The sequence below is a fragment of the Haloferax profundi genome, from assembly GCF_001469865.1.
Taxonomy (GTDB): Archaea; Halobacteriota; Halobacteria; order Halobacteriales; family Haloferacaceae; genus Haloferax; species Haloferax profundi.
In genome coordinates, this window is sequence record NZ_LOPV01000387.1 from 1 (window position 1) to 828 (window position 828).

An 828-nucleotide genomic window follows, 5' to 3' on the forward strand; every position below is an offset into this window, starting at 1 on the left:
AGTTCGTTCTCTGGCCACGCGGACTCGGCCGCACCGTACTTGGTGTTGATTCGTCGAGTTGCATCACGCGTCTGTTCGTCGTCGTCGACGACTGTCGCCGTTCCGAGTACGGTCACTCGCCACTGTGCCTGGCCGTCGATATCTTTCTGAACCGAGAGCGCGACACGGGGATTCGACCGAATATTCGCGATTTTCCGTCCAGTGGTGAGGATTTCGACGACTGAACGCTCTGCGTCGAAGTAATACCACACTGGTGCGACGTGGGGTCGTCCGTCGGCGCACGTCGCTAGGTGTGCCATCAGTGGTTCACTCGTGAGCAGGTCGGCGACTTCTTCTGACACGTCCGTCATACATCTGATAGGCTGTCGGGCCGAAAAGGTCTATCTTCGACTTCGTTTGTCGACGGAACACGGACCTAGAAGGCGGCCACTACAGGTCGTACACGTCGGGGCGGGTGTGTCGGAGACTCTGCAGTTCTCGTCTCGTGTCTTCGAGATAATCCAGGTCGATAGTCGCCGTAATCACCTCCTCTGTATCCTTGGCTTTCGAGATGACGTTCCCCCACGGGTCGACGACCAGGCTCCGGCCGTATGTGGTCGGTGACGATGGCTTCTCGCCAATCTGTGCTGGTGCGATGACGTAGGACTGATTTTCTATCGCTCGCGCGCGGAGTAACGGTTCCCAGTGGTCCTTTCCGGTGAACATAGTGAACGCCGCAGGAACGAGGAGCACGTTGGCTCCACGGTGTGCCATCGTTTGGTATAACTGTGGAAATCGGAGGTCGTAGCAAATCGAGAGTCCGAACGTCGCGATGTCGGTTTCGACAGT

General features: G+C 57.5%; 2 protein-coding genes. Both read right to left on the reverse strand.

The genetic code is table 11. The features are described from left to right. Positions 1 to 350 (reverse strand): pyridoxamine 5'-phosphate oxidase family protein (locus tag AUR66_RS13705; protein ID WP_058572871.1); only part of this gene is annotated, 350 nt, incomplete at its 3' end. Positions 351 to 429: 79 nt separating this feature from the next. Further along, positions 430 to 828, reverse strand: a 399-nt coding sequence (locus AUR66_RS13710; RefSeq protein WP_331457006.1) for a nitrilase-related carbon-nitrogen hydrolase, incomplete at its 5' end; no start/stop codon positions are given.